17 protein-coding genes are annotated in these 20772 nt (G+C 59.9%); 13 read left to right on the top strand and 4 right to left on the bottom strand.

Annotation, left to right across the window (positions count from 1 at the left end):
• Positions 1 to 266 precede the first annotated feature (266 nt).
• From HB376_RS14555 to HB376_RS14570, 4 genes are all read left to right on the top strand, one after another.
• Positions 267 to 1445 (top strand): glycine betaine/L-proline ABC transporter ATP-binding protein, encoded by a 1179-nt coding sequence (locus HB376_RS14555; protein ID WP_213764357.1) that lies wholly within the window; start codon positions 267 to 269, stop codon positions 1443 to 1445.
• Positions 1438 to 2340 carry a choline ABC transporter permease subunit gene (gene choW / locus HB376_RS14560; protein ID WP_213764358.1) on the top strand — a complete coding sequence of 301 codons (903 nt, stop codon included), beginning with the start codon at positions 1438 to 1440 and terminating at the stop codon, positions 2338 to 2340. Before HB376_RS14555 ends, choW begins: the two co-directional genes overlap by 8 nt.
• A gap of 77 nt (positions 2341 to 2417) precedes the next feature.
• Positions 2418 to 3422, top strand: coding sequence for a GlxA family transcriptional regulator (locus tag HB376_RS14565; RefSeq protein ID WP_213764359.1), 1005 nt, complete (start codon positions 2418 to 2420; stop codon positions 3420 to 3422).
• A 77-nt stretch (positions 3423 to 3499) separates the two neighbouring features.
• On the top strand, positions 3500 to 4453 hold the full coding sequence (locus tag HB376_RS14570; RefSeq protein WP_213764360.1) for a choline ABC transporter substrate-binding protein: 954 nt from the start codon (positions 3500 to 3502) through the stop codon (positions 4451 to 4453).
• 1132 nt (positions 4454 to 5585) lie between these two features.
• On the opposite strand, the gene HB376_RS14575 is transcribed toward HB376_RS14570, so the two are convergent.
• Positions 5586 to 6692 (bottom strand): GlxA family transcriptional regulator, encoded by a 1107-nt coding sequence (locus HB376_RS14575; RefSeq protein ID WP_213764361.1) that lies wholly within the window; start codon positions 6690 to 6692, stop codon positions 5586 to 5588.
• 292 nt (positions 6693 to 6984) lie between these two features.
• Here HB376_RS14575 and HB376_RS14580 point away from each other — a divergent pair, with 292 nt between their 5' ends.
• From HB376_RS14580 to HB376_RS14615, 8 genes are all read left to right on the top strand, one after another.
• A complete protein-coding gene (locus HB376_RS14580; RefSeq protein WP_213764362.1) occupies positions 6985 to 7218 on the top strand; it encodes a hypothetical protein in 234 nt (77 codons plus the stop codon).
• Between the two features lie 736 nt (positions 7219 to 7954).
• Positions 7955 to 9349 carry an L-serine ammonia-lyase gene (locus HB376_RS14585; RefSeq protein ID WP_213764363.1) on the top strand — a complete coding sequence of 465 codons (1395 nt, stop codon included), beginning with the start codon at positions 7955 to 7957 and terminating at the stop codon, positions 9347 to 9349.
• A 40-nt stretch (positions 9350 to 9389) separates the two neighbouring features.
• Positions 9390 to 10634, top strand: a complete 1245-nt coding sequence (locus HB376_RS14590) for a sarcosine oxidase subunit beta family protein (RefSeq protein WP_213764364.1) — start codon at positions 9390 to 9392, stop codon at positions 10632 to 10634.
• Positions 10635 to 10654: 20 nt separating this feature from the next.
• Positions 10655 to 10969: a sarcosine oxidase subunit delta gene (locus HB376_RS14595; RefSeq protein WP_213764365.1), complete on the top strand. Its 315-nt coding sequence runs from the start codon at positions 10655 to 10657 to the stop codon at positions 10967 to 10969.
• Entirely contained in the window at positions 10966 to 13968 is a 3003-nt protein-coding gene (locus HB376_RS14600; RefSeq protein WP_213764366.1) for a sarcosine oxidase subunit alpha family protein, read from the top strand. The genes HB376_RS14595 and HB376_RS14600 overlap by 4 nt, the downstream gene beginning before the upstream one ends.
• On the top strand, positions 13958 to 14608 hold the full coding sequence (locus HB376_RS14605) for a sarcosine oxidase subunit gamma (RefSeq protein WP_213764367.1): 651 nt from the start codon (positions 13958 to 13960) through the stop codon (positions 14606 to 14608). Before HB376_RS14600 ends, HB376_RS14605 begins: the two co-directional genes overlap by 11 nt.
• Positions 14605 to 15072, top strand: a complete 468-nt coding sequence (locus tag HB376_RS14610) for a dihydroneopterin aldolase (RefSeq protein ID WP_213764368.1) — start codon at positions 14605 to 14607, stop codon at positions 15070 to 15072. Before HB376_RS14605 ends, HB376_RS14610 begins: the two co-directional genes overlap by 4 nt.
• A 7-nt stretch (positions 15073 to 15079) precedes the next feature.
• A complete protein-coding gene (locus HB376_RS14615) occupies positions 15080 to 15343 on the top strand; it encodes a hypothetical protein (protein WP_213764369.1) in 264 nt (87 codons plus the stop codon).
• 82 nt (positions 15344 to 15425) lie between these two features.
• Here HB376_RS14615 and betA read toward each other — a convergent pair whose 3' ends face one another.
• From betA to betI, 3 genes are read right to left on the bottom strand one after another with little or no spacing between them, the layout of a single operon-like run.
• Positions 15426 to 17114 carry a choline dehydrogenase gene (gene betA, locus HB376_RS14620; RefSeq protein ID WP_213764370.1) on the bottom strand — a complete coding sequence of 563 codons (1689 nt, stop codon included), beginning with the start codon at positions 17112 to 17114 and terminating at the stop codon, positions 15426 to 15428.
• 11 nt (positions 17115 to 17125) lie between these two features.
• Positions 17126 to 18595 carry a betaine-aldehyde dehydrogenase gene (gene betB, locus HB376_RS14625; RefSeq protein WP_213764371.1) on the bottom strand — a complete coding sequence of 490 codons (1470 nt, stop codon included), beginning with the start codon at positions 18593 to 18595 and terminating at the stop codon, positions 17126 to 17128.
• 11 nt (positions 18596 to 18606) lie between these two features.
• Complete coding sequence (betI, locus tag HB376_RS14630) at positions 18607 to 19206, bottom strand: transcriptional regulator BetI (protein WP_213764372.1); 600 nt, start codon at positions 19204 to 19206, stop codon at positions 18607 to 18609.
• A gap of 212 nt (positions 19207 to 19418) precedes the next feature.
• On the opposite strand from betI, the gene fdhA reads away from it, so the two are divergent.
• Positions 19419 to 20618 carry a formaldehyde dehydrogenase, glutathione-independent gene (fdhA, locus tag HB376_RS14635; protein ID WP_213764373.1) on the top strand — a complete coding sequence of 400 codons (1200 nt, stop codon included), beginning with the start codon at positions 19419 to 19421 and terminating at the stop codon, positions 20616 to 20618.
• Positions 20619 to 20772: the final 154 nt, after the last annotated feature.

Genomic DNA, 20772 nt, shown 5'->3' on the forward strand with positions numbered 1-20772 from the left:
CGACACACCGGCGAAATTCCAAAAAAACGTAACGAAACGACCGTCCACTTGCTCTGGCGCGACATGAAAAAAAGCGCCAAAATCGGCTCGGCACTGCTCGCAAACCCTTGCCCCATAAGCCTCCGGCTTTCCATCTGCCAAAAAAAGAAAAACAAGGTGTCGTATTTCCACATGTGACTGTCGGAAATAGTCGGCAACCCGCACTTTTTTCTGGCAACTATGTATGCAGAGCGCGGACGCACGTCCGCCAACCAGGAGAGCGTTCGATGAATTCCCACAAGGTCGTGGTCGAAAACCTGTGCAAGGTGTTCGGCACGAGCCCGAAGCAGGCGATCGACATGCTTGCCGGCGGCGCAACGAAGGAAGAAGTTTTCGCCCGCACCGGACAGATTGTCGGCGTCCATAACGTGTCCTTCGAAGTGAAGGAAGGCGAGATTTTCGTGCTGATGGGCTTGTCGGGTTCAGGCAAATCGACACTGATCCGCCTCATCAACCGGCTGGTCGAGCCGACTGCCGGCAAGGTGCTGATCGATGGCCGCGACGTGGCTTCCGTCCCGCGTTCCGAACTGACGTCGCTGCGCCGCAAAGACATGAGCATGGTGTTCCAGTCATTCGCGCTCATGCCGCAACGCACGGTGCTGTCGAACGCGGCGTTCGGGCTTGAAGTGGCGGGCATCGGGCGCAAGGAACGCGAGAAACGCGCGATGGCCGTGCTCGAGCAAGTGGGTCTGGCGCCGTTCGCGCAGAAGCTGCCGGCGCAGTTGTCGGGCGGGATGCAGCAGCGCGTGGGGCTCGCGCGGGCGCTGGCCGTGAACCCGTCGCTGATGATCATGGACGAGGCGTTCTCCGCGCTCGATCCGCTCAAACGCAAGGAAATGCAGAACGTGCTGCTCGATCTGCAACGCGAACAGCAGCGCACGATCATGTTCGTGTCGCACGATCTGGAGGAAGCGCTGCGCATTGGTACGCGGATCGCGATCATGGAAGGCGGCAAGGTCGTGCAGATCGGCACGCCGCAGGAAATCATCTCGAACCCCGCCGACGACTACGTGCGCGCGTTCTTCGAAGGAATCGACACCAGCCGTTACCTGACCGCCGGCGACCTGATGCAGACGGACGTGGTGCCGTTGATGAAGCACGGTTCGCAGATCGATGCATCGAGCGTTTCGCAGGCGCTCAACGGCAGCGCCGACTACGCGTTCGTGATGGACCACGAGCGCAAGATCCGCGGTTTCGTGTGCCGCGATGCGATCGGCCAGGCGTCGCCGGAAATCAATCTTATCGAATGCATCCAGCGCACCACGCCGCTTGATATTGTCGTCAGCCGGGTGGTCGCCAGCCGTGCACCGCTGCCGGTAGTGGAAGCGGACGGATCGTATTGTGGTTCGGTCAACAAGACGAATGTTCTCAAGGCCCTGACTCGGCATCGAGGTTCCCATGTCTGAAATTATCCCGCTCGGCACGTGGGTCGATCACGGTGTCAAATACCTGCTCGACCACGATGCAAACACCTTCGACGCGATCGGCAAAGTCATCGAGAGCTTTGCGGCGCTGGTCGAACACGGCCTGCAGGCCATTCCGATGTGGCTGATGATGGCGATCTTCGTCGGCATCGGCTTGTGGCGCGTCGGCTGGCGGTTTGCGCTATTCACGCTGCTGTCGTTGCTGCTGATCTATGCGACGGGCTTCTGGGACGAGATGGTGATCACGCTCGGCCTCACGCTGTCCGCCACGCTGATCAGTTTGTTGCTTGGCATTCCGCTTGGGATCTGGACGGCGAAGAGCAAGACCATCGAGACGATCGTGCGTCCGGTGCTCGACCTGATGCAGACCATGCCCGCGTTCGTGTACCTGATTCCGGCAGCCATGCTGTTCGGTCTTGGCCGCGTGCCGGGGATCTTGTCGACGGTTATCTTTGCCATGCCGCCCGCCGTGCGTCTGACGTCGCTCGGTATCAAGCATGTCAACCGCGAGATCGTGGAGGCGGGTCAGGCGTTCGGCTGCACGCCGTGGCAACTGCTGTACAAGGTGCAGTTTCCGAACGCGCTGCCGTCCATCATGACCGGCGTCAACCAGACCATCATGATGGCGCTGTCGATGGTCATCATTGCGTCGATGGTCGGCGCAGGCGGTCTTGGCAACGACGTGCTGGCGAGTATTCAGCGGCTGGACATTGGGCTTGGGTTTGAGAGCGGCTTGTCGGTGGTGTTGCTCGCGATCATTCTTGACCGCATCACGGAAAGTTTTGGCCGGTCGCCGGGTATGGCGCGGGCGCCGTTGTTGTCGGGCATTCGCAGCGTGATGCGCGTGCGCCGTGCGCCGGCTACGCAGCGAGGTTGAGCAGCAGAATCAAGCATCAGATGAGCGATTAGATCAGGCAGCGAAGTAGAGGCCAGGGCCCCAAGGATAAAAACCCGATGAAACGCGACGCGATGGTGCCGAACCGGATTCATCCTGCTGAGAATTCACCGTTATCGAAGCTGGCGCACTTCGGGTTCCTGACGTTGCCTAATTTTTCGATGATCGCGTTCACCAGCGCGATCGAAGTGTTACGCATGGCGAACTATGTTGGCCGGGCGGAGCACTACACGTGGTCGGTGATCACGCCGGACGGTGAACCGGCGCGTGCGAGCAACGGCATTACCGTGAAGCCGACTAAAACGCTGGCTGAAGCGGGCATGCCGGATGTGTTGATCGTGTGCGCGGGCTGGCATGTGCGCGATTACGTGGATGACAAGGTGATCGCGTTGCTGCAGCACGTCGCGGCGCAAGGCGTGCCGCTTGGCGGCGTGTGCACGGGTCCGTATGCGTTGCTCGCGGCGAACTTGCTGGATGGGTATCGATGCACGGTGCATTGGGAGGACATGTCGCCGTTGCACAAGCGTTTCCCCGATGTGCGATTCGCCGATGAACTCTTTGTGATCGATCGTGATCGCGTGACCTGCACGGGCGGGACCGCGCCGCTTGACCTCATGCTGAACCTGGTTGGCCAGCGGCTTGGTCAGGCGCACGCGGCGCAGGTGTCCGAGCAGTTCATTGTGGAGCGCATTCGCGGCACGACGGATTACCAGCATATTCCCGTCGATGCCCGCGTCGGATTTTCGCGTGCTGAGTTGATTGAAGTGGTGCGGCTGATGGAGGCGAACATTGAAGAGCCTTTGTCGCTTGAGGAGCTTGCGCGGCTGGTGAAGCTTTCGCAGCGTCATTTGCAGCGCATGTTCAAGATGTTCCTGAGTGTTTCGCCGACGCATTATTACCTCACGTTGCGGCTGCGGCGAGCGCGCGAGTTGTTACGTAATACCGATGCATCGATCTCGCGTGTGACGGCCGTGTGCGGCTTTCATTCGCCGTGTCATTTCAGCAAGGCGTACCGCGCGCAGTTTGGCCACGCGCCGAGTATTGAGCGCAGGCAATCGGCTTGATGATCCATTTTCAGACGTGGTGCGCTCATTGGGGCGCGGCATCGTCGTGTCTGGTGGTTTCCAAAATAGGGAGAAACATGAAACTTCACGGAATCGCGTCGTCGTGCGCGCTGGTTGTCTTGCTGAATATCACGATGTCCGGCGGCGCGTTTGCGTCTGATCCGGCCACGTGTCAGAACGTCCGTTTCGCCGATGTAGGCTGGACCGATATTGCCGCGACCACGGGTCTGGCGACCACCGTGCTGCAGGGCCTTGGATATAAACCGACGAAGACCATCGCGTCGGTGCCTATTACTTTTGCCGGTATCAAGAACAAGCAGATCGACGTATTCCTGGGTTACTGGTCGCCGACGATGGACCCCATTGTCGAGCCGTTCCAGAAAGCGGGGCAGGTGAAGGTATTGGCGGCGCCTAACCTGACGGGCGCGAAGTACACGTTGGCGGTTCCGGACTATGCGTATAACGGCGGCCTGAAGTCATTCGCCGATATTGCCAAGAACTACGACAAGCTTGACGGCAAGATCTACGGTATTGAGCCGGGTAATGACGGCAATGCGTTGATCAAGAAGATGATCGATTCGAATCAGTATGGGCTTGGCAAGTTCAAGATGGTGGAGTCGAGCGAGGCGGGCATGCTGGTGGAAGTGGGCCGTGCGATTCGCGAGAAGAAGTGGATTGTGTTTCTGGGTTGGGAACCGCATCCGATGAACGTGACGATGAAGATTGATTATCTGAGTGGTGGGGATGACGTGTTCGGGCCGAACTATGGTGAGGCCAAGGTGTTGACGGTGACGCCGCCGGATTATGCTGCGCGATGCCCGAATGTGGCGAAGCTGGTTGATAATTTGCGGTTCTCGACGGACATTGAGAATCATGTGATGACGCCGATCATGAACAAGACTGATCCGAATGTCGCGGCCAAGCAGTGGCTGAAGGCGAATCCGGCTGTGCTGGATAAGTGGCTGGCGGGGGTGAAGACGTTTGACGGCAAGGACGGGTTGCCGGTTGTGAGGGCTTACGTAGCACAGTGAGGGTTGCTCGCGCCGGTGGACCGAGGGGGTTTGCTGGTGCGAGTGGGTGGGTTTGGTGGTTTGGTGGTTAGCGGTTGGGGTCAGTGCCGGGGTGGTGGTTTCGGTGTTAGTGGTCAGGGGTCAATGCTGGGTTGCTGCTTTCAGCGTTAGCGGTCTGCGAGAGTCGGATTTTCTCTTTATCACTATTAGCCACTGTGCGTGGCGGCACGTCATTTCTTTGTCCAAAGCGACAAAGAAACGAAGCAAAGAAAGCGCTTTTAAACAAGCTACCCTAAGTGTCCACAGCGTGCGGTTTCTATTCATAGGTGCCCCAAAAGCACGGTGCTCGCCAGAGCCACCGGTGTTTGAACCCCTCCTTCTCGCGAATCCTGACACGAACACGCTTCGCCCCGTACGCCCTCGGGCAAGCACATTTGCTAAGGAATCCGAACGGCCCTACGGGTATTTACGGCTCCGGTTTTGACGGGTTAGCTACCTGGTCTGTGTGACCGTATTCATTGGCCACAGCTTGATGCGTGTTTGTGTTTACTGCTTCAGTTTTTGTGAATTGGCTGCGCGTTCTGTACAGCTATTTTCGTCGGTTACGGCCTTACGCATTCTGCAGCATCGTTTCTTGGCGGGTTGGCTACATGGTTCGTTATGCATACAAATTTGGAGGGTGGTTCACGCGGATAGCGCGGGGTGGTCCTTGGGCAGGTTCAATCACTGGTGGCGAAGCGTGTGGGTATCCGTGTTCGGAGAAGGAGGGGTTCACACATCCGTCGCTCTGGCGAGCACCGTGCTTTTGGGGCACCTATGAATACAAACAGCACGCTGTGGACACTTAGGGTAGCGTGGTTGAAAGCGCTTTCTTTGCTTCGTTTCTTTGTCGCTTTGGACAAAGAAATGACGTGCCGCCACGCACAGTGGCTAACAGTGATAAAGAGAAAATCCAACTCTCGCAGACCGCTAAGGCCGAAAGCAGCAACCCGGCATTGACTCCGACCGCTAACCCCGGAACCTAACACCCTGGCACTGACCCCGACCACTAACCCCCGAGAACCGACCACTAACCCCCGAGAACCGACCACCCCGACCGCCAACCCCCAAACCATGCCCCCCCGCCCAACCCCCGAACAGTGCGAACGCCCCCCTAAATAGCCCGCGCCCGCCCCGGAAAAGTCTCATCAAAATCCGCGGCAAGGTCGAGCGTCGCAACGCTCGCTGCATCGTCCGCCGCTGCCGTGCCACGCTGCTCCCGATACATCATCGGCGCAAGCCCGAACTGCTTCCTGAACTCCCGCCCCAAATGCGACGCATCAGAAAAACCGCAACTCGATGCAATGTCCGCAACCGTCTTGTCCGAACTCGTCAGCAACCACGCAGCCGTGCGCAACCGAACCTGCTTCGCATAAGCCTGCGGCGCCTTGCCGGTCTCCGCCTTGAACAAACGCTCCAACTGCCGCGTCGATAAATCCAGCTTGTGCGCAAGCTCATCGAGCGTCAACGAACGCCCCACATGCTGCTCCATCAGCAAGATCGCGCGCTTCACTTTCGGATGCGTGGCAGGCGCAAGCCCCGGCGGATGCGGCTGCGGCGCATTGCCCTTCTGCATGTCGTCCACCAGCAAAATGCGCAACGCCTTTTGTATCGTGGCAGCCTCGAAATGGCGCAGCAAAATGGCCGCGGCGACATCAATCGATGCCCGTCCGCCCGAACACGTAATGCGCCGGTGATCCGTCACAAACAAACGATCTGCGACCAGCATCTCCTCATTCACACCCGGAAAACGCTCGACGAAATCCCAGTAGTGAAACCAGCTCACACAGATCCGATAACCCTCCAGCACGCCGGCCCGCATCAGGGAAAACACACCCGTGCAAATGCCGACAAGCGTGGCGTCCGTGGTCGCGGCGCGACGGATGAATTGCAGCGTGGCATCGCTCGCGCCCGCGCCGGAATGCAGCAGGCCACCCACGACCACCACATAGTCGAAAGACTCAGCCTTCTCGAAGGTTTCCCAAGGCGTGATCTGGATGCCGCAACTCGCCCGCACCGGCGCAAGCGTTTCCCCAATCACACTCCATGAGCACCGAACCGGCTTGCTGAAATCGCCTTCATCAGCCGACAGGCGCAATAAATCGACGAAGCCGGAAAATGCCGTCAACGTGAAATTCGGCAGCAACACAATGCCAAAACGGATGCGCTGTTTGGACGCCGTGTCGGGCGATTGAGGGGGAAGAAGGTCAGCGGGATTCATGCGCTTGCCATTGATGTGCAGCCGTCATTCGGGCCATAGGTGACGGGCGACATGGCGGCCCGGTAATCAATCAGCATATCACCGTCATTAACTGGTTTGAAATACCGGAATTCACGCGGGCATCGAGGCGCTCGGGATTTTTGATACCCCTTCCACATAATCCGGAAAGGAAAACGACTTGCCCCCTTGGTCAGGGCAAGCCGTTTCCGATAGCCGGCTGCGTACCCGGCTATTTCCGAAAGCATTAAAGCGGGTTTAGTACGAGCTGGATACTGGCTTGGCGACCTGATTAATGAGCAGCGTGCTTGACGTGCTTGGCCTTCGTGTATTTGTGGTGATGATGCGGCTTTGCATACGACACAGCCGGTGCAGCAACAGCCGCAACAATAAGGACCGCGAGGACTTTCTTCAGAATATTGTTCATGGGGCGAACCTGATGGGCGAGAATTTGATGACGGTTGATTCAAGCGCATTCAAAAATGCCGGCACAGTGTATCGCAGCGATTCTTCAACCCGGAAAGGGTAAATAAGACCTGCAATGAAAGTGTTGCATAACCGCCGACACGTAAATCTTGCGCCGATTTTTCCGCCTCCGCTCCTGCCCGATTTGTTGCATTACCCCACGTACCAAGATCGAAACAGCGCCATGCTGCGCTTAGCTGCCTGAACCGCTAGCTGTTACCGGGGCTCCCGGTCCACTCGGCGTTGCGGTACCCATGCCGGTTTTGGTTCCCGTCGATGAAGTCTTGGCGTGCTTCATCTTCTTCTGGTGCGACATGCCAGGATTTGCCGTCGTTCCCGCCGACTGGTTAGTGGTCTGAGCGTTGTCACCAGCCTGTAAGCCTGTGCTTGAACTCGGCGGATTGGTTTGGGCGAAAGCCGTGCTGGAGATGCAAAGTACGGCGCCGATCGCGCATGTCCTTGAGAGTGCCATTGAGAATTGCTTCATGCCTGGTTTCCTTTCTGTAAGACGGGCGAGGAGACGTCCATAGGGTGTCGACTGCGGGCAAGCGGACGCTCACTAGCTTGCTCTACAGCCTGTTCAGCATGTGACGTGCCACCACCATGGCGCCGGGTTACCCGGGCCGCCACCTGCCAGTTTTCGCCGCTGATCATCGCTAAAGCGCCTCGGCATCCACCCGCATTGCGTTACTGACGCCGCCATCCCACGTGCATGCCGTTTTTGTTCTATCAGCGGAAATTGGCGTGCGGTGCAATGGTTACCTAGCGAAATCCCATGCAGTCCACCGACAAGGCACCTCATGAACGTCAGCGTTTTCGATCTGTTCAAGATCGGCATCGGTCCGTCAAGTTCGCATACGGTCGGCCCGATGATCGCAGCGTGCCGCTTTGCTTCGCATATCGAGGACGCGAACCTGCTCGCGTTCGTGCGCCGCGTGCGGGTAGATCTGTTCGGCTCGTTGGGCGCAACCGGCAAGGGCCACGGTACCGATAAAGCCGTGCTGCTTGGACTCGAAGGCAATCTCCCCGACTCGATCGATCCGGATGCGATCGAACCGCGTCTGCGGGAGATCCGCGAGTGCAAGAGCTTGAACCTGCTCGGCAAGCACACGGTTAAATTCGACGAGCGTGAGCACATAGGGTTCTTTCGCAAGTTGATGCCGGGCGCGCCTGGATCGAACGTCGTGCATCCGAACGGCATGCGCTTCCAGGCCTTCGATGAAAACGGCCAGCTCGTCGTCGAAAAAGAGTACTACTCGGTCGGCGGCGGTTTCGTGATCAACAGCGAGGGCACGCGCGTGAACGGCGTGCAAACCGGTGGCGAGGTGCCCCACCCATTCCGCACCGGCGACGACCTGATGCGCGTGTGCCGTGAGACGGGGTTGTCGATTGCTGAAATTACGCTGCGCAACGAATGCGCATCGCGCTCAGAGCGTGAAGTGCGTGACGGCCTGCTCGCGATCTGGCGCGTGATGGCGGCGTGCGTGGAGCGCGGCTGCAAGGTGCGAGGCGAATTGCCCGGCCCGATGCACGTGAAACGCCGCGCTGCCGACCTTTCCGCGCAGTTGCGCAAGCATTCGGAGGAGTCGTTGCGCGATCCACTCTCCATGCTCGACTGGGTCAACCTCTACGCGATGGCCGTGAACGAGGAGAACGCGGCGGGTGGCCGCGTGGTGACGGCACCCACGAACGGCGCGGCCGGCGTGATCCCTGCGGTGCTGCATTACTACGTGAAGTTCATGCACAACTCGACCGACGAGGGCATTGTCACGTTCTTGCTGACGGCGGCGGCTATCGGGATCATCTACAAGGAAACGGCGTCTATCTCCGGCGCCGAAGTGGGCTGCCAGGGTGAAGTCGGCGTGGCGTGTTCAATGGCCGCAGCAGCGCTTGCCGCCGTCATGGGCGGTACGCCGACGCAAGTAGAAAACGCGGCCGAAATCGGTATGGAACACAACCTCGGCATGACCTGCGACCCCGTTGGCGGGCTCGTGCAGATACCCTGCATTGAACGCAACGCGATGGGCGCGATCAAGGCGCTCAACGCGGCGCGCATGGCCATGAAGGGTGACGGTACGCACTATGTGTCGCTCGACAACGTGATCAAGACAATGCGCGAAACCGGCGCGGACATGAAGACGAAATACAAGGAGACGTCGCGCGGCGGGTTGGCCGTGAACGTCATCGAGTGCTGATTTGAAGGTTTTGCAAGACTAACAAGTTTAAGGAAACACCATGAGCCGCTATTCGATATTCAGCCTGTTGCGCAACGGCATGTCGTATCACGAGAACTGGGAACGCCAGTGGAAAAGCCCGGAGCCCAAGCAGGAATACGACGTGGTGATCGTCGGCGGCGGCGGGCATGGTCTCGCGACGGCCTACTATCTTGCCAAGGAACATGGCGTGCGCAACATCGCCGTGCTCGAGAAGGGCTGGATCGGCGGCGGTAATACGGCGCGCAACACAACCATCGTGCGTTCGAACTATCTGTGGGATGAATCGGCGGCGCTGTACGAAAAAGCGATGCAGTTGTGGGAAGGGCTTTCGCAAGACCTGAACTACAACGTGATGTTCAGCCAGCGCGGCGTGATGAACCTCGCGCATACGCTGCAAGACGTTCGGGATACTGAACGTCGCGTGAACGCGAACCGCTTGAATGGCGTTGATGCCGAATTCCTCACGCCTGAACAGATCAAGCAGATCGAGCCGACCATCAACCTGAATAGCCGCTATCCGGTGCTCGGTGCGTCCATCCAGCGGCGCGGCGGCGTGGCTCGTCATGATGCGGTTGCATGGGGGTTTGCACGCGGCGCGGATCAGGCAGGCGTGGATATCGTGCAGAACTGCCAGGTCACGGGGATTCGCCGCAACGGCAGCCAGGTGATCGGCGTGGATACCACGAAGGGTTTTATCAAAGCCAAGAAGGTGGCGGTCGTCGCAGCAGGCAACACCTCCACACTCGCCGATATGGCCGGCATCCGCCTTCCCCTGGAAAGCCATCCGTTGCAAGCACTTGTGTCTGAACCCATTAAGCCCGTGGTCAACACGGTGGTGATGTCGAACGCGGTGCACGCGTATATCAGCCAGTCCGATAAGGGTGATCTGGTGATCGGGGCGGGTGTCGACCAGTACACGGGCTTTGGTCAGCGTGGCAGTTTTCACATTATCGAAGGGACGTTGGAGGCGATCGTCGAGATGTTCCCGGTGTTCTCGCGTGTACGCATGAATCGGCAGTGGGGCGGGATTGTGGACGTGTCGCCGGATGCGTGCCCGATCATCAGCAAGACCGATGTGAAGGGGCTGTACTTCAACTGCGGCTGGGGTACGGGTGGCTTCAAGGCGACGCCGGGTTCGGGCTGGGCATACGCCCATACCATCGCGCACGACGAGCCTCACGCGTTGAACGCGCCGTTCTCCATCGACCGTTTCTACACCGGTCATCTGATCGACGAACACGGCGCTGCAGCCGTCGCCCACTAACCCGCCCTTGGAGAAAAGACATGTTGCTGATTGAATGCCCCTGGTGCGGTCCACGAGCTGAAAGCGAATTCTCGTGCGGCGGCGAAGCCGATATCGCCCGCCCGCTCGATACCGAAAAACTCACCGACAAGGAATGGGGCGACTACCTGTTCATGCGCAAGAATCCGCGTGGCGTGCATCGTGAGCAATGGATGCACACGCAAGGTTGCCGGCGCTGGTTCATGGCGCAACGCGACACCGTGAGCTACGCATTTCAGGGTTATGACACGTTCGCCCGGCCGCTCGCCGTGATGGACCAGAAAGTGGAACAGAAAGAAGAAGGACAACCGAAATGAGCCAGAAAGACCGACTCGCCACGGGCGGGCGCATCAACCGCGCGATCGCGCTCACGTTTACCTTCAACGGCAAGACATACCAGGGCCATCAGGGTGATACGCTCGCCTCCGCGCTGCTTGCGAACGGCGTGCATTTCGTTGCGCGCAGCTGGAAATATCACCGGCCGCGCGGCATTGTGACGGCCGACGTGGCAGAACCGAATGCCGTGGTTCAGCTTGAAACCGGCGCTTATACGGTGCCCAATGCGCGTGCCACCGAGATCGAGTTGTATCAGGGGCTGGTCGCCACGAGCGTGAATGCCAAGCCGAGCATCGAGAACGATCGCATGGCGGTGAACCAGAAGATCGCCCGGTTTATTCCGGCTGGCTTCTACTACAAGACCTTCATGTGGCCGCGCAAGTTCTGGCCGAAATACGAAGAAGTGATCCGCGACGCAGCGGGTCTCGGCAAAGCGCCCGAACACGTGGACGCGGATCGCTACGACAAGTGTTTCGCGCATTGCGACGTGCTCGTGGTCGGCGCGGGGCCTTCAGGTCTTGCGGCGGCGCATGCGGCGGGTTTGTCGGGTGCACGCGTGATTCTCGTCGATGACCAACCGGAACTCGGCGGTTCGTTGCTGTCGTATCGCACGGAAATCGATGGCGCGCCGGGCCTGAAGTGGGCGCAAAAAATAGAAGCCGAACTGCGCAAGATGCCGGACGTGAAGATCCTGTGCCGCAGCACGGCATTCGGTTATCAGGATCACAACCTCGTCACGATCACGCAGCGCTTGACCGAGCATTTGCCGGTATCGATGCGCAAAGGCACGCGGGAACTGCTGTGGAAAGTGCGCGCGAAGCGGGTCATTCTCGCCACGGGCGCGCAGGAACGGCCGATTGTATTTGGCAACAACGATCTTCCGGGCGTGATGCTGGCGTCGGCGGTGTCGTCGTACTTGCATCGCTATGCCGTGCTGCCGGGACGCAATGCGGTGGTCTTCACGAACAACGACAGCGGCTATCAATGCGCGCTCGATCTGAAGGCGGCAGGCGCGCAGGTGACGGTAGTAGACCCGCGTCTCGCCGACGACAAGGGCGCGTTGCAAGGCCAGGCCAAACGCTATGGCGTGAAGATACTGAATGGATCGGCCGTCACGGTGGCGCATGGCAAATTGCGCGTGGCGTCGGTCGAAGTCAACGCCTATTCGAACGGCACGGTCGGCGTGAAGCAAGCCGACTTGTCTTGCGACCTGCTCGCTGTGTCCGGCGGCTGGAGCCCGATCCTGCACTTGTTCGCGCAATCCGGCGGCAAGGCGCACTGGCACGACGAAAAGACTTGCTTCGTACCCGGCAAAGCGATGCAGGCCGAGAGCAGCGTAGGCGCGTGCGCCGGCGAATTTACGCTCGCCCGTGCGATCCGTTTCGCGGTCGATGCTGGCGTGGACGCCGCGCGTGCCGCAGGTTTTATCGTTGCCCGCCCGACACCCGTGCAAGTGGCCGAGGTCAGCGAGGCGCCGCTCATGCCGTTGTGGCTGGTCGGTGGCCGTGAGCTGGCGACACGGGGTCCTAAGCAATTTATTGATTACCAAAACGACGTATCCGCCGCCGATATCTTCCTCGCCGCGCGAGAAGGGTTCGAGTCCGTTGAGCACGTGAAGCGTTACACGGCGATGGGCTTCGGCACGGATCAGGGCAAGCTCGGCAACATCAACGGCATGGCGATCCTGGCTCAGGCGCTGAACAAGACCATCCCCGAAACTGGCACCACGACCTTCCGTCCGAACTACACGCCGGTTACGTTCGGCACGTTCGCCGGCCGCGAGCTGGGCGAGTTCCTCGATCCCGTCCGCAAGACCGCCGTGCACGAATGGCACGTGGAAAATGGCGCGGCGTTCGAAGACGTTGGCAACTGGAAGCGGCCTTGGTACTACCCGAGGAACGGTGAAGACATGCATGCGGCGGTTGCGCGCGAGTCGCTGGCGACGCGCACCAGCGTTGGCATTCTGGATGCGTCGACGCTTGGCAAGATCGACATTCAAGGTCCCGATGCCGCGAAGCTGCTCAACTGGGTCTACACGAACCCGTGGAGCAAGCTGGAAGTGGGCAAGTGCCGATACGGCCTGATGCTCGACGAAAACGGCATGATCTTTGACGACGGCGTGACCGTACGCCTCGCTGACCAGCACTACATGATGACGACCACGACCGGTGGCGCCGCACGCGTGCTGACGTGGCTCGAACGCTGGCTGCAAACCGAGTGGCCCGACATGCGGGTGCGCCTGGCGTCGGTGACGGATCACTGGGCGACGTTCGCTGTCGTCGGCCCGAACAGCCGGAAGGTGTTGCAGAAGGTCTGCCGCGATATCGACTTTGCGAACGCCGCGTTTCCGTTCATGAGCTATCGTGAAGGGACCGTGGCGGGCGCTGCGTCGCGCGTGATGCGAATCAGCTTCTCCGGCGAACTTGCTTACGAAGTCAACGTGCCGGCGAACGTCGGGCGCGCGGTGTGGGAAGCGCTCATGGCCGCCGGCGCCGAGTTCGACATCACGCCATATGGCACGGAAACCATGCATGTGTTGCGCGCCGAGAAGGGTTACATCATCGTCGGACAGGATACCGACGGCTCGATGACCCCGTACGACCTCGGCATGGGCGGACTGGTCGCGAAGTCGAAGGACTTCCTCGGCAAGCGTTCGCTGACGCGCTCGGATACGGCGAAGGCCGGGCGCAAGCAACTCGTCGGCTTGCTTGCTGAAGATGCGTCATTCGTGATTCCGGAAGGCTCGCAGATCGTGCCGGGTCCGTTCACCGGCGACACCGCACCCATGCTCGGTCACGTCACATCCAGCTATTTCAGCCCTATTTTAAAGCGCTCGATTGCGATGGCCGTCATCAAGGGCGGTCTCGACAAGATCGGCGAATCAGTAATGATCCCGCTCGCCAACGGTAAGCAGATGCCGGCAAAAATCACCAGCTCGGTGTTCTACGACAGCGAAGGAGCACGTCAACATGTGGAATGAAAACAGAAGCAACCAGACGATCGTGGATCGTGCAATCGGGCAGGGCGTGTGGCAGGAATCGCCGCTGGTAGGCGTGGATGGCCTGCTGAAAAAACATCAGGCGAGTGCATCGAAGGCGTTTCGTCTGGTCGAGCGGCCGTTCCTGGAACTGGTCAATGTGCGGGGTGACCTGCGTGATGCCGCGTTTGTTGCGGCAGTTGAGAGCGTAATTGGTTGCAAGCCGCCCGAGAAGCCAAATACGACGGCGACGGGCAATGGCTACGACCTGATCTGGCTCGGTCCCGACGAGTGGCTCGTACGCTCGGCCGCCGCGCATTCCGCGACGCAGGCTGCGCCGATGGAAGCCAGATTGCGCGAGGCGTTCAAGGGCTTGTTCGCAGCCGCCGTTGATATCGGCAGCGGTTATACCGTGCTCGACATCAGCGGCACGCGTACGCGTGATGTACTCGCACGCGGTTGTCCGCTCGATCTGCATCCGCGTTTGTTCGGTGTCGGCCAGTGTGCGCAGAGCCATTACTTCAAGGCCTCCGTGACGGTGCTGCCGACCGGTGACGACAGCTTTGACCTCGTGATCCGCCGCAGCTTTGCGGACTACTTCGTGAAGATGATGCTCGATGCGGCCGAGCCGCTGATGTCGTGAAACCGTACGAACCATTCGAAACATTAAGCGCGGGCGGACGGGGCTGGCGCATTGTTGTCGATGAGCTCGTGGTGCCCACGCGCATTGGTTTGCATGCTCAGGAGTATCTGGCGCCGCAACCCGTTGCTATCGACGCGAGCCTGCATTATCGAGGCGTACCGGCCGAGGAGAACGCGCACGAGCTGATCGATTACGAGGCATGGTGTGCGGATGTGTCGGGTTATCTGGAGAGCAAGCCGCATACGCGCTTGCTCGAAACCCTGGCGGTGGAGATCGCGGCGCTGTCGTTCACCCGGTGGCCCGCGCTCGATGCGCTGACGCTGCTGCTGTATAAGCCGAAGATTCGCGAAGGCACGCGACGCGTGGGCGTTGAGATCGACTGGCATCGTGCGGATTTCGACGCATGGCGTGCGTCGGTTGGGTTGCATACGGCGCAAACGGCGCATATGACGGTCACGCGCTGAAACGGCCATGACGTCGACGCGTGTTCAAACCGCCGGACTTTCGCAGCTTGCGTGCGAGCAGCATGATCCTGATGCGGCACTCGCGTTGCTCGATCGCAGCCTGGCGCTTGGGCATCGGCGAATTGCGTTGATCCGCTATCTGCACGCACAGTATCTTGGCGCGCCGCTCGAGCCGCGCCATCATGAGTATGTTCACAAGGTAGCGGAGCGCTTGAGCACCGAGACGATTGCGCGCATAGCGATGGCTGCGCGTGCGCGGCTTGAGATATGACCCGGTTTCCACTGCGGTAGTTGACTGGAGCTAAAAGGGCATCGCGGCTGCCAAGCCGAGATGCCCAAAAAAACATAACGATTTACACCGCCGCGACGGTCTTTCCCTTACGCGCCTTCGCACCATGCGCGACAAAATACGGCGTATCAACACGCTCTAGCGGCGCATGTCCCCGGATCTTGTCTGCGATCTTTTCGGCCAGCATGATTGTTGGCGCATTCAAGTTGCCGGTCACGATCAGCGGCATGATCGACGCATCGACCACGCGCAGCGATTCGAGCCCGTGTACGCGGCCTTCGTTATCGACAACAGCCAACTCGTCGTAACCCATCTTGCACGAGCACGACGGATGGTAAGCCGTCTCCGCACGTTGCCTCACGAACGCGTCGAGTTGATCGTCCGTGGTGAGATCAGCGCCCGGATGCAACTCCCGTCCACGATATTTCGCGAGTGCCGGCTGATGCATGATCTCGCGCGTAATGCGGATCGCGTCGCGGAATTCACGCCAGTCAAGCGGGTCCGACATGTAGTTGAAAAGGATGCTCGGGTGCGCATTCGGATCGCGAGACTTCAGCTTGACGCGGCCGCGGCTGGGCGATCGCATGGAACCCACATGAGCCTGGAAGCCATGCATCTTGATTGGGTTCGAGCCGTTGTAGTTGATTGCGACGGGCAGGAAGTGATATTGAATGTTGGGCCACAGGTCGTCGTCGCGCGTACGTATAAAGCCGCCCGCTTCGAACTGATTGCTCGCACCAATGCCCGTACCATTCAACATCCATTCAACCCCGATCTGCGGCTGGTTCCACCACTGAAGCGCAGGATAAAGCGACACGGGTTCAAGGCATTCGTACTGCATGTACATCTCCAGATGATCCTGGAGATTCTCACCGACGCCGGGCAGGTCATGCACTAAAGGCACGTCAAGTTCCCGCAGCCACGTCGATCGGCCGACACCCGAACGCTGCAATAATTGCGGCGATGCAATCGCGCCGCTGCACACCAGTACCTCGCGACGTACATGAGCGGTGACACGTTCGCCGCTATGTAAATACGCCACGCCAATCGCTTTTTTCCCGGCGAACAAGACGCGATCCGTGACGGCGTGCGTCGCGATCGTGAGATTCGGCCGGCCTTTCGCGCGGTCGAGATATCCGCGCGCGGTGCTTGAGCGGCGACCCTTAGGCGTCACGGTCCGGTCCATCGGGCCGAAACCTTCCTGGCTGTATCCGTTGAGGTCATCGGTGCGGGGATAACCGGCCTGCACACCTGCTTCGACCATCGCGGCGAACAACGGATTGTTGCCGGGCTTCGAGGTCGTCACGTGCACCGGGCCGTCACCGCCGTGATACGGGTTCGGTCCGGCATCGCGCGTTTCGGCCTTGCGAAAATACGGCAGGCAATCGGAATAGGTCCAGTTTTCAAGGCCTTTTCTCTCGGCCCAGCCGTCGTAGTCGAGCGCATTGCCGCGGATGTAGCACATGCCGTTGATCAGCGACGACCCGCCCAGTCCTTTACCGCGGCCGCATTCCATACGCCGATTGTTCATGTACGGTTCGGGATCGGTTTCGTAGGCCCAGTTATAGCGCCTTCCTTGCAACGGAAACGCCAGCGCGGCCGGCATTTGCGTGCGGAAGTCGAAGCGGTAGTCCGGACCGCCTGCTTCAAGCAGCAGCACGGTCACGTCGGGGTCTTCGGTGAGACGCGAGGCGAGCACGTTGCCCGCCGAACCCGCGCCCACGACGATGTAGTCGAACTCGTTCGCGCTCATCGCGTCGCTCCTTAGAATACGGGTTGGTAGGGACCGAGTTCGACTTGCACGGACTTGATGCTTGTGTACTGCTCGAGAGTGGTGATGCCGTTTTCGCGGCCTACGCCCGACTGCTTGTATCCACCCACGGGCATTTCAGCAGGCGATTCGCCCCACGTATTGATCCAGCAGATGCCGGCTTGCAGCGCATGAATCACGCGATGCGCACGCGACAGATTCTCCGTGACCACGCCCGCGGCGAGGCCGTATTCGGTCGCGTTGGCACGTTCAATCACTTCGCTTTCCTCATCAAATGTGAGGATGCTCATGACCGGGCCAAAAATCTCTTCGCGCACAATGCGCATGTCGTCGCGGCAATCGGTGAAGATGGTCGGCTCGACGTATTGCCCTTGAGCGAACGCGTCATGCACGATCCGCGATCCACCCGCGATTAATCGCGCACCCTCTTGCTTGCCGCTTTCGATGAACCCCAGGACTTTATGTAATTGCGCGGCGCTGACGAGCGGGCCGAAGTTGGTGTTGGCGTCCGTTGGTGAGCCTACTCGAATGCGCTTGACGCGCTCCAGTAGAAGCGCTTCGAAGCGTTCGTACACCGGTCGTTGCACGAATACGCGCGTGCCGTTCGTGCAGACCTGGCCGGAACTGAAGAAGTTGGCGCTCATCGCAATGTCGGCGGCGCGTTCGAGATTGGCGTCGTCGAAAATGACGAGCGGGGACTTGCCGCCCAGTTCCATCGTGACTTCTTTCAGCGATGAACCGCCGGCCATCGACATGACTTTCTTGCCCGTCTCCACACCACCCGTAAACGAGATCTTCGCGATGTCCGGATGCGCGGCAAGCAACGCGCCCACGCGGCCGTCGCCCTGCACGACGTTGAACACGCCTGCGGGAACGCCGGCTTCGGAATAGATTTCAGCGAGTTTCAACGTGCTGAGCGGCGTGATTTCGCTGGGCTTGAAGATCATCGCGTTGCCGGCGGCGAGCGCGGGGGCGGACTTCCAGCAGGCGATCTGGATCGGATAATTCCATGCGCCAATGCCCGCGCATACGCCGAGCGGTTCGCGTCGCGTATAGACGAACGAACTCGCGCGCAGCGGGATTTGCTGACCTTCTATGGCCGTTGCAAGCCCGGCGTAGTACTCGATTACATCGGCGCCGGTGACAATGTCCACGGCGCGTGTTTCGGCAATCGGCTTGCCCGTATCGCGGGTTTCGAGCGCGGCGAGTTCGTCGTTGCGTTCACGCAGAATATCCACCGCGCGACGCAGGATGCGCGAGCGTTGCATTGCGGTCATGGCGGCCCATTCGCGCTGGCCTTCGCGCGCCGAGCGCACGGCGCGATCGATATCCGCTGCGCTTGCCTGTTGAACGCTCGCGAGCATTTCGCCCGTGGCGGGGTCGAGCGCGTCAAAGGTTTTGCCGCTGGTGGCATCGACGTAAACACCGCCGATGTACAGGCGCTGCAGTTCGAATACGGGCATGGCGTAGTCCTTTAAGTGAGGGTCCGGCCGCGTGTGTCGAGCACGAGGTCGATGTAATCGTTGGCCAGGCGCATGGCCGCTTTCGTGTCGAACGGTTCACCTGAGAGTGCGCCGCGCAACCACAAGCCGTCGATCAATGCAGCCAGTCCACTTGCCGCGCGACGGGCGGCGGCGCGCGGCAGTGCCTTCGAAAAATCGGCGCACAAATTCGAATATAGACGACGGGTGTTGACGTTCTGCAGCCGCCGCAATTGCGGTTTGTGCATGCTTTCCGACCAGAACGCGAGCCACGTCTTCATCACCGGATTGCTGACTTGCGCGGCGTCGAAGTTCGCCGCCACCACCGCACGCAAGCGTGCTCGCGGTTCGTCTTTCGCGGCCCGGCGCCTGCGCGATGTCGCGTTCCACAAGTCGCGCAGCACATGGCGCATGGTGGCTTCGAGGAGGCTGTCCTTGTCGCCGAAATAATGACTGACGATACCCGTGGAAATGCTTGCGCGCTGCGCGACCGACGCCAGCGTCGTGCCGGCGAGTCCAGCATGATCGATGGTCAGCAGCGTGGCGTCGATCAACTGCGCCCGGCGGATTTCGCGCATTCCTAGCTTGGGCATGGGTTTTGTCTAAAGAAGCGTTAAGAAAACCAGGATTGAATCCTATGTATTTTATATTGATTGGTCAATCAATATAAAACCACCATGTCGGATTCTGTCAAACCCGTGTCGTGTTCGATGTGCGTCGGTGGTGCGGCACAGGACTACGCTCGTTAGGCGGTGCATGGCTGTGTTTTGCCGTGCAGATCGTCCACGAGACAAGGAGACAGGCAATGAGCAGTAATCGCGGCGTCGTGTATCTGGGGCAGGGCAAGGTTGAAGTGCAATCCATCGACTATCCGAAGATGGTCGATCCGAGCGGCCGGCAGATCGGTCATGGCGTGATTCTCAAGGTGGTCACCACGAATATTTGCGGGTCGGACCAGCATATGGTGCGGGGCCGCACGACGGCTCAGGTCGGCCTTGTGCTCGGGCATGAGATTACCGGCGAGGTGATTGAGATTGGACGCGACGTGGAGACGCTCAAGATTGGCGATCTGGTTTCGGTGCCGTTCAACGTAGCGTGCGGCCGCTGTCCGACTTGCAAGGCGCAGAACACGGGCGTGTGCCTGAACGTCAATCCGTCGCGTGCGGGCGGTGCCTATGGGTACGTGGACATGGGCGGCTGGATCGGCGGTCAGGCTGAATACGTGTTGGTCCCGTACGCCGATTTCAATCTCCTGAAGTTTCCCGACCGCGACCAGGCGATGTCGAAGATCCGCGATCTCACGTGCCTTTCCGACATCCTGCCCACGGGCTATCACGGTGCCGTGATGGCGGGTGTCAAGCCGGGTTCGACGGTGTATATCGCGGGCGCGGGTCCGGTCGGAATGGCCGCGGCGGCATCCGCTCGTTTGCTGGGCGCAGCTTGTACGATAGTCGGCGACATGAACGAAGAGCGTCTCGCGCATGCGCGCAAGGTTGGCTTTGAGACCGTGGATTTATCGAAGGATGCAACGCTTGGCGAGCAGATCGCGGCCATTCTCGGAACGCCGGAAGTGGATTGCGCGGTCGATTGCGTCGGCTTCGAGGCGCATGGTCACGGCAGCAGTGGAAGCCATCAGGAAGCGCCTGCCACGGTGCTGAATTCGCTGATGGAGATCACGCGGGTAGCGGGTGCGATCGGCATTCCGGGACTCTATGTCACCGACGATCCAGGCGCCGCCGATGCAGCCGCGAGGAAGGGTGCGCTGAGCATTCGCTTCGGGTTGGGCTGGGCGAAATCGCATTCGTTTTTCACTGGGCAGACGCCGGTCATGAAGTACAACCAGAACCTGATGCAGGCTATTTTGTGGGATCGCTTGCCGATTGCGGATATTGTTAATGTGTCGGTGGTGACGCTTGATCAGGCGCCGGATGGGTATCGGCAATTTGATGGTGGTGCGCCGCGGAAGTTCGTGATTGACCCGCACGGGATGTTGAAAGCGGCCTAGGGGGGTCGTTCGCACTTGGGGTTGGGCGTTGGGGTTCGTGGTCGGGGGCAGTGCTGGGTTGGTCGGTTCTGGGGTTAGTGGTCGGGGTCTATGCCGGGTTGCTGCTTTCCATGTTAGTGGTCTGCGTGAGTCGGATATTCTCTTTATCACTATT

It is taken from the genome of Caballeronia sp. dw_19, assembly GCF_018449515.1.
Taxonomy (GTDB): Bacteria; Pseudomonadota; Gammaproteobacteria; order Burkholderiales; family Burkholderiaceae; genus Caballeronia.